The 8208-nt window shown below is 46.5% G+C and carries 7 protein-coding genes and 7 tRNA genes; 8 read left to right on the top strand and 6 right to left on the bottom strand.

What is annotated here, in order from left to right; genetic code table 11:
• The first annotated feature begins 252 nt into the window (after nt 1-252).
• The 7 genes from ACTOY7_RS17515 to ACTOY7_RS17485 all read left to right on the top strand — a co-directional run bounded on the left by ACTOY7_RS17515 (nt 253) and on the right by ACTOY7_RS17485 (nt 1094).
• Nucleotides 253-327, top strand: a tRNA-Pro gene (locus ACTOY7_RS17515).
• Nucleotides 328-335: 8 nt separating this feature from the next.
• Nucleotides 336-406, top strand: a tRNA-Gly gene (locus tag ACTOY7_RS17510).
• Nucleotides 407-470: 64 nt separating this feature from the next.
• Nucleotides 471-544: transfer RNA gene (locus ACTOY7_RS17505), tRNA-Arg, on the top strand.
• Between the two features lie 5 nt (nt 545-549).
• Nucleotides 550-623: transfer RNA gene (locus tag ACTOY7_RS17500), tRNA-His, on the top strand.
• A gap of 58 nt (nt 624-681) precedes the next feature.
• Nucleotides 682-753: transfer RNA gene (locus tag ACTOY7_RS17495), tRNA-Gln, on the top strand.
• Between the two features lie 41 nt (nt 754-794).
• A tRNA-Lys gene (locus ACTOY7_RS17490) sits at nt 795-867 on the top strand.
• A gap of 146 nt (nt 868-1013) precedes the next feature.
• Nucleotides 1014-1094 (top strand) — tRNA-Leu (locus tag ACTOY7_RS17485).
• Nucleotides 1095-1431: 337 nt separating this feature from the next.
• Here the strand turns inward: ACTOY7_RS17485 and ACTOY7_RS17480 are convergent.
• The 6 genes from ACTOY7_RS17480 to ACTOY7_RS17455 form a co-directional block, all read right to left on the bottom strand.
• Nucleotides 1432-1911 carry a metallophosphoesterase gene (locus tag ACTOY7_RS17480; protein WP_482672295.1) on the bottom strand — a complete coding sequence of 160 codons (480 nt, stop codon included), beginning with the start codon at nt 1909-1911 and terminating at the stop codon, nt 1432-1434.
• Complete coding sequence (locus ACTOY7_RS17475) at nt 1908-2522, bottom strand: XTP/dITP diphosphatase (protein WP_160283031.1); 615 nt, start codon at nt 2520-2522, stop codon at nt 1908-1910. The genes ACTOY7_RS17480 and ACTOY7_RS17475 overlap by 4 nt, the downstream gene beginning before the upstream one ends.
• Before the next feature lie 128 nt (nt 2523-2650).
• Nucleotides 2651-3802 carry a THUMP domain-containing class I SAM-dependent RNA methyltransferase gene (locus tag ACTOY7_RS17470; RefSeq protein WP_482671142.1) on the bottom strand — a complete coding sequence of 384 codons (1152 nt, stop codon included), beginning with the start codon at nt 3800-3802 and terminating at the stop codon, nt 2651-2653.
• A gap of 705 nt (nt 3803-4507) precedes the next feature.
• Complete coding sequence (locus ACTOY7_RS17465; protein WP_160283034.1) at nt 4508-4975, bottom strand: DUF1700 domain-containing protein; 468 nt, start codon at nt 4973-4975, stop codon at nt 4508-4510.
• A gap of 574 nt (nt 4976-5549) precedes the next feature.
• Nucleotides 5550-6188, bottom strand: coding sequence for a GTP pyrophosphokinase (locus tag ACTOY7_RS17460; RefSeq protein WP_160283051.1), 639 nt, complete (start codon nt 6186-6188; stop codon nt 5550-5552).
• Between the two features lie 433 nt (nt 6189-6621).
• Complete coding sequence (locus ACTOY7_RS17455; protein WP_482671143.1) at nt 6622-7680, bottom strand: PTS sugar transporter subunit IIC; 1059 nt, start codon at nt 7678-7680, stop codon at nt 6622-6624.
• A gap of 246 nt (nt 7681-7926) precedes the next feature.
• On the opposite strand from ACTOY7_RS17455, the gene ACTOY7_RS17450 reads away from it, so the two are divergent.
• On the top strand, nt 7927-8190 hold the full coding sequence (locus tag ACTOY7_RS17450) for a hypothetical protein (protein WP_160283036.1): 264 nt from the start codon (nt 7927-7929) through the stop codon (nt 8188-8190).
• Nucleotides 8191-8208: the final 18 nt, after the last annotated feature.

Below are 8208 nucleotides of genomic sequence, written 5' to 3'. Positions count from 1 at the left end.
TTTTCGATGTCAGATAAAGAGTATTGGAAAAATATACCTTCGTAAATATGCATAATTTTTTCTGTAATATCCCTACATGTTCATTCATGCGTTTATTCTGGGCTGTTTTTGCACATGTCTGTAAAGTGTCGGTGAATAATAACCACACGTAAACACAATTACAAAAATTCGATAAAATTTTTGTTGACAATGTGCTCTGGATACTATATAATAGGTTTTGCGTCACGGGTGGGACGTATGGTTTTGATGTTGCGGGGTGTGGCTCAGCTTGGCTAGAGCGCCTGGTTTGGGACCAGGAGGTCGCAGGTTCGAATCCTGTCACCCCGACTTGACATGCGGGTGTAGTTCAATGGTAGAACACCAGCCTTCCAAGCTGGATACGTGGGTTCGATTCCCATCACCCGCTCTCTTACAGATATTGATAATGTAAGAAGGAAGCCTACACAGTGCATGGGGGCTGTTTCATTTATGAGTCTGTAGCTCAGCTGGATAGAGCAACGGCCTTCTAAGCCGTAGGTCGAGGGTTCGAATCCCCCCAGGCTCGTTATGGTGGGTATGGTGCAGTTGGTTAGCGCGTCGGATTGTGGTTCCGAATGTCGTGGGTTCGAGTCCCACTACCCACCCTCTTCTCGCAGGAAGAAGAAAGCATCAGAGAGACATGATGTTTATCCAAGTCTTTGATGGGCTATCGCCAAGCGGTAAGGCACAGGACTTTGACTCCTGCATTCGCTGGTTCGAATCCAGCTAGCCCAGTTTACCCGGATAATTCGGGTTTGGGAATTTCATAAGATTACGGGCGTGTAGCTCAGGTGGCAGAGCACTTGACTTTTAATCAAGTTGTCCGGGGTTCGAATCCCCGCACGCTCATTTGGTGACAATATCCTGGAATTGATTCCCGGATATTTTTTCATCCATAATAATATAGGATCTGATATAAGAGACATCAAGCAGCGGATCATTCGCAGTACAAATGATTCTGCAGGCTGTGATCTTAGATTCTATTTTTAGATCATGCGGATATGGCGGAATTGGCAGACGCGCCAGACTTAGGATCTGGTGTCTATGACGTGCAGGTTCAAGTCCTGTTATCCGCATTGAGCTGAAAACACCGGAGGTCCTGTTTATAAGGTTTTCCGGTGTTTTTCTATTTGTAAAATCAGAAAAAAGGGGCAGAAAAGGGGCAAACTTTTCATGCCCCGAAGTGTCGATATTCTCTTTAGATTTTCCAAACAAAACCATGCAATATCCATGCCCAAGCCGCATATACTGATCATATATAAATCCGCGGAGGCAATGAACCATGCAGCAGATCGCAGTCATTCTCATTTTGACGGGCATATCGTTTCTGATCGGACTTGCCGTAGGCTTTTGCTGCGGCAGGAGCGAAAACTGAATCCCGCAATATGGATCAGCGAACTTCAAAATCAATCCTTATTTCAGAAAGCATTGCTGATATTTCGCCTGATCCTCCTCCAGTTCCATAATCATATAGCTGCCTTTCCGCCCTTCCTGGCGCGGAAAGGACAGGCTCCCCGGATTCAGCACCGTGATGTCCGGATTCTGTTCCAGATAAGGCCGATGGGTATGCCCGAACATGACAATATCCGCGCTCCTCGCTCTGCCTTCCTCTTTCACCTGCTGCGGATCCAGGGAAACGCAGTAAGTATGTCCATGGGTGATAAACACCTTTTTTTCCCCGATATAAAATTCATCCTCCTTCGGAAGTTCTGAAAAGAAGTCGTTATTTCCTCTGACAATGTGCTTTTCACACGCTACCACAGCGTTGATATACTCCTCTCCGCCTTCTACATCCCCCAGATGGATAAACATGTCTACCGCACCCGCACTCTCTAACGCACGATCTAGGTTTCTGTGATAACCGTGTGTATCACTGACAATTAAGATCCTCATTCCTCTCCCTTCCCAAATCTTGCTTCTATAATCCTGTGCATGGCACGAAGGGCATTTCCCCGGTGGCTGAGTTCGTTTTTCTTATCCGGATCCATCTGCGCGGTTGTGCAGCCATATTCCGGCACGTAGAAAATGGGATCGTATCCGAAGCCATTTTCTCCAAGCATCTCTTTTGCGATCGTACCTTCGATCGTACCGCGGACTGTCTCCACACTTCCGTCCGGAAATGCAGCCGCCACCGCGCACACAAAGCGGGCAGTACGCTCTTCATCCGGTATCCCCTCCAGTTTGTCCAGCAAGATACAGTTCTTAACATCATAGGAAGTGTCCTCGCCCGCAAATCTTGCGGAGTAGATCCCCGGCGCCTTATCCAGATAGTCGATCTCCAGCCCCGAATCATCTGCAAGAACGATATCGTCGGGCAGAAGCCTTGAAATTGCCCTTGCCTTGATCTCTGCGTTTTCTTCAAAAGAAATACCGTCTTCCACGATGTCCGCCTCAACTCCCAACTCCTTCATGGAATAGACCGGCATTCCCAGATCTGATAAAATCATACGGATTTCTGCCATCTTATTTTCATTTCCCGTCGCAAATACGATTCTTCTCTCCATAATCCTACCTTCTTAGTTCCTCTTACGTCTTTCTTAAGTTTACTGATTTATAAATTCATATCCAATCCAGTAACAGTATAACATAAACCTGTGCTTTTTGCGATAAAAAAACGCAATCTTACTTTTATTTATTGGAATTTTTTCTTGGGAGGCTTCGGTCCCATAAACTGGTAAAAATAGGTCTTGATCATGCCGTTGTAGATCTTCCGGTTCTTATCTGCTTTCCTCCCAAAATAACGTTCCGCATCCTCATAGCCGGTGATCACATATGCGGACCAGTCAGACAGACGGCGGAAGCTTTCCCCAAAATCCCGGTAGATCTGCGGCAGAGACTGCCGGTCCTCCAGCCTTTCCCCATAAGGAGGGTTGGTAATGATAAATCCGTATTTTTTCGGATGACGGAGATCACTTACCGGACGCTGCTGCAGATGGATCAGATGATCCACTCCCGCGTCGATCGCATTCTGTCTGGCCGCCCGGATCACATCCCCGTCGGCGTCATAGCCCTGGATATCTGTTTCCACATCCGGGTTCTCCTGCTCCCTGGCCTCATCCGCAGTCTCCCGCCACAGCCTCCTCGGAATCAGCTCCGGCCAGTCCTCTGCCGTAAATTCCCGATTCAGACCCGGAGCGATATTTGCGGCGATCATTGCCGCCTCAATGGGAAATGTACCGCTTCCGCAAAACGGGTCTACAAGGATCCTGTCCTTTTTCCAGGGTGACAGCAAAATCAGCGCAGCCGCCAGAGTCTCTGTAATGGGAGCTTTGCTGGAAAGCTGGCGGTACCCCCGCTTATGTAATGATACTCCGGATGTATCGATACCAATCGTTGCGATATCTTTCATGAAAAAGACACGGATCGGGTAGGACGCGCCGTCCTCCGGAAACCGTTCCTTGTGATAGCAGGTTTTCATCCGCTCTACCATCGCTTTTTTCATAATAGACTGTATATCAGAAGGACTGAACAGCGCGCTCTTTACTGACGCGGCCTTAGTTACCCAGAACCGGCCGTTTGCAGGGATATAGTTTTCCCATGGAATCTGCTTTGTTTTTTCAAAAAGCTCGTCAAATGTAACTGCCTGAAATTCCCCGGCCTTTAACAGAATCCTCTCTGCCGTTCTTAGAAATATGTTGGCCCTGCAGACTGCCTTCATATCCCCCTGAAAGGTTACCCGGCCGTCTTCCACCTTGATAATCTCGTATCCCAGATCCAGAATCTCTCTTTTCAGCACCGATTCCAAACCAAAGTGACAGGGAGCAATCAATTCTACCCTTTCCATGAATACCTCCTTCAAATCAAATAATCCTGGTTCATACAAGGCAATGCGTTAACCGCATCGTCCTGCTCGGACATTTATTATCTTACTATAAATCAGGGGCGTAGTAAAGCTGAATTTACTACGCCCCTGATCTATACTCGCAGCCGATCAAATCAGTCGTGAGTATCACGTCTCTGCTGCTACTGCATGCTGACTAGTAGTTGTTCTTCTCGTCGTATGCGTTCTTGTTCTGGCTGTTGCTCTGGTGACAGTTCTTATTCTGTGCGTTAGAGCTGTTCTTGTTCTGTACATTCTTGTTAGAAGAGTTCTTGTTGCTCTCATCTGCGTAAGATGAATATGAGCTGTTGCTGTTTGAATTTGAGTTGTTAGTATTCTTTGCCATGAGTAAATTCCTCCTGAAATTTATTTAGTACACTCCTATTCTCTCTCCATTTTGATTTTTTATGCATCAAATTCCAGCTCATTTTCGATTTTAGCCCATTTTAAGCCATTTTCTTTTAATTTTTATAAAGAATTTTTCATTTTTGCTTGCATTTTCCAATTTCATATATTATACTAAGATTTGTAGAAAGTATACTTTCTACAACCCCTTATTAATTATTTATACTCCCCTCAAAAGACCGATGGCTCCCCCATCGGTCTTTTACTGATTTACAGGATACACCCTGACCAGACGCGTCCTGTAACTTTACTGTTCTCTGTGCTTCACGATCGCCGGCCTCCGAATATGCGGACCACGATCATTACAATGAGGATCGGTACCAGTATAGGGGCCAGAAGAGCGACAACTCCCCTGACAATGGCAACGACCAGAAGAATGACCATGACCACAAACAGGATCAAAAGAATTCTGTGTATCCAGGTGTTCAGAGCAAACATATGCGTCCCCTTGCGATCCTGCTGAGAGCCGCGATCCTCATAAGAGGAAGCGCCTCTGTCACTTCCTGCCTCATGTACGGTCTCCCAGTCCGTCCCATCACTGGCATCGGTGATCGTCCGTGCCAGGATCCAGGGATCGCCAAGCATGTCCACCACTTCCTGCTCGCTTTTTCCTTTTGCCGTCTCTTCTATAATATATCGGTCATAATAGTCCATATTCTCCTGCACCGCGCTGCTGCTCAGATTGCCCTGCAATGCTTTTTTCAGCTGTGCAAGAAATTCACTCTTCGTCATATTGTTCCCTCCTCAGTCCTGAAACCTGAAAGCCTTCCAAGATGTTCTCTCATATCTCACTGTCCTGAAAACGTATCTCCAAAAAAACTTCGCTTTTAGGATAGCACAATCTTCCACACTTTCCAAGTGCCATCCGCATAAATTTTTCCTGCCTTTTCTTACATTTTTCTAAATCCTTTGCTGAGTTCCCTGAAAATTCCAGCCTGCTCATCCATTCGCGAAATCCGTACTACCGCACTTTTGCGTCTGCTAACACAGTTCACAGATTGTTCATTTATCATTTAAAAAACCTTCACTTTATCATCACGTTTTCTTCATTTCTCACGGATATACTAAAAATATCAAATGAAGAATGCATTTGATACCTAAAGCAGACGTCAGAAGATTACTTGAATAAACTTTTTCATAATACATGCCGGGGATTGAGAGATCAGTCACCCGGCATCCTCCCTTTTTCGAGCAATTTCCTCCTGCCGGGCAGGGCAAAAAAAGCAAATTCCGATGTACAGAACATCTGCCGCCTGCAGCTTTTCTGCATATGATGGTATACAAAAAGGCCGTCTCTAAGACAGCCTTATATATCATCCAGACATGCCTGGATCGCCTCATTCAGTGAAAGCATCTTGTCATCCAGCTCCGCAACCATCTGGGCGCACTCCCGAAGATCCCTGCTGATATACTCCGGTGCGTTTCCTTCGAATTTATAGTAAATCTTATGCTCAAGACTTGCCCAGAAATCCATTGCTATTGTTCTGATCTGAATCTCAACCTTTGTATCCACAACACTGTCGGAAAGAAAAATCGGCACAGACACAAGCATGTGATAGCTCTTATATCCGCTTTCCTTCGGATTCTTGATATAATCCTTGATCGACAGTACCTTCAGATCACTCTGATTTCCGATCATCTCAGCCAGCTGGTATATATCCGAGGTGAAAGAACAGATCAGACGGACTCCCGCGATATCGTTGATATATTTTACCATATTTACAATGGAAGTCTCCCGGCCGTAACGCTTCAGCTTCTTTACAATGCTCTCCGGTGTTTTGATTCTTGTTTTAATATGCTCGATTGGATTGTATTTATGTACGTGCTGAAATTCATCGTTCAAGATCTCAAGCTTGGTCCCAACTTCCTTCAGGGCTGCGTTATACAGAAAAATCACTGTCTTCCAGCTGTCTACGTCCTCATAATTCCTGATTGCATCCTGCATCTGTTGTTCTCCCCTCAATTGATCACCTCCTTACTCAAGTATCCTTTACTGTTCACGGCGCCCTGCACTCTGCCGCAGGACATCCGCCCAGTAAAGCAGCGGTTTCGGGCATACAGCCCCCGCTTTTTTACAGTCCTAAATGTTATCATATCACGTACAGCCCATCTATTCAACCGAATTCTCTGTTTATTCAAAATACATGCATATTTATGTATATTGATCATTATAATGAACAACTGACGCAGTTCTCATCCACATAAAAATCACCAGGCAGTTTTGTGATAAATGATCCGCACAAAAAATCTGGTGATTTTTATAGAATATACCTTATATAATGGCCGTATGTCCATAATGGGATGCCCTTGGGGATACCTTGTGAAACGGCCGCATAGCCATGATGGGATGCCCCTCTGGGTATACGTTTGTAAAACGGTTACAGGTCCAACCCCATGTCCCCATAACGAATCCAGTTCTTCTTACGCATAAATTCTGATATCACCCAGGTCAGCACTGCCGGAAGGAGGATCTGGATCACCAGGATCTTCACCAGGACTATGGTGGCTGATTCTGTCTGGGTCATGACCTGCCATGTCATGATCTGTCCTACCAGACCGGCAGTCCCCATGCCGGAACCTGTGGCATTGCTTGTCATATGCAGCAGCATGGTTCCGACCGGTCCCAGAATTGCACTGGAAAGAATTGCCGGAAGCCAGATCAAGGGTCTGCGTACGATATTAGGCACCTGCAGCATGGAGGTTCCGATCCCCTGGGCCAGCAGCCCTCCGAATTTATTTTCCCGGAAGCTGGCCACGGCAAACCCCACCATATTGCAGCAGCATCCGATCGTAGCTGCTCCGGCCGCAAGCCCGGACAGGTTCAGGATGATGCCCAGCGCCGCCGAACTGATCGGAAGGGTCAGGATCATTCCCATCAGGACGGAAACTACGATTCCCATGAGGAACGGCTGCTGCTCTGTCCCCCAGTTGATCAGCGATCCCAGCCAGGCCATAAACTTTGATATGGGCGGACCCACAAAGATCCCCACCAGCGTTCCCGCGCCGATACATCCCAAAGGTGTCAGGATGATGTCCAGCTTTGTCTTCCCATTGATCAAGATTCCGATCTCGATTGCGATATAGGCCGCCACAAATGCCCCCAGCGGTTCTCCTGGCCCTGCAAATACCATGGTGCCGCCGTCCTGTATCACCTCGCCTGAGAGCAGCTTGCCGGCAAAGGCGCCGATCATCCCCACCGTAGCGGCTGACACGACCACCAGCTGATCCGCCTGAAATTTTCTTGCAACCCCCACGCCGATCCCGGCTCCTGTCATGGCTGCCGCCATCTTCCCGGCCAGATAGATCAAATTGCCCGTGTCTCCTCCTACGAACAGGCCGATCTGCTGGATGATTGTCCCAATGATCAATGTGGCGAAGAGCCCTTGAGCCATTCCGCCAAGTCCGTCTACAAAAATTCTGTCCAATGCACTTTTCATCTTTTCTTCCCCCATAACAGGTTACTTTCCGTCTTTATGTCATATTACCTTTTACATTGTAAAATAGCATATCACGATTTTTCTCTTTTGTCATTAAATTTCCTCTCTTTTCTTTTCCCCTGTCTGATGATATACTGGATTTGGTATTTACTCTAGGAACTTTAAGAAAATAACTGATACATCCTGACTTATCCGTATCACTTATTTTTCTGCAGTTCCTTACTGAAAATAAGGAGAGTTTTCGATATGTTCCGTTTATGGGGAAAAGAATGGAAGGATAACCGCATGGTCCGCGACACGGTGATCTGTGATGAGAGCGATGACACACGTACACATAAGATTTTCAACGCACTGGATGCCATCTGCTATGAATTTGACCTGAGCAAGCCTATTTGGCTGGATGCCACGGTCGCAGAATTTAAGCGTCACAGCAAGGCACGGTTTTACCAGGATAATTTTGTGGATTCCATTGATTTTGACTATCTTGAAATCCAGGTAATCGAAGAATAGCTATGTAAAAATCATACA

It is taken from the genome of Schaedlerella sp., assembly GCF_056796775.1.
The sequence above is the reverse complement of the archived record's forward strand: the minus strand, read 5'-3'. Positions and strand labels throughout refer to the sequence as shown.

Coding starts and splice junctions, on each gene's coding strand:
- ACTOY7_RS17470 (WP_482671142.1), bottom strand. CDS start 3,802: ATGGAAAGGGTAGAATTGATTGCTCCCTGTCACTTTGGTTTGGAATCG.
- ACTOY7_RS17455 (WP_482671143.1), bottom strand. CDS start 7,680: ATGAAAAGTGCATTGGACAGAATTTTTGTAGACGGACTTGGCGGAATG.
- ACTOY7_RS17475 (WP_160283031.1), bottom strand. CDS start 2,522: ATGGAGAGAAGAATCGTATTTGCGACGGGAAATGAAAATAAGATGGCA.
- ACTOY7_RS17480 (WP_482672295.1), bottom strand. CDS start 1,911: ATGAGGATCTTAATTGTCAGTGATACACACGGTTATCACAGAAACCTA.
- ACTOY7_RS17450 (WP_160283036.1), top strand. CDS start 7,927: ATGTTCCGTTTATGGGGAAAAGAATGGAAGGATAACCGCATGGTCCGC.
- ACTOY7_RS17465 (WP_160283034.1), bottom strand. CDS start 4,975: ATGACGAAGAGTGAATTTCTTGCACAGCTGAAAAAAGCATTGCAGGGC.
- ACTOY7_RS17460 (WP_160283051.1), bottom strand. CDS start 6,188: ATGCAGGATGCAATCAGGAATTATGAGGACGTAGACAGCTGGAAGACA.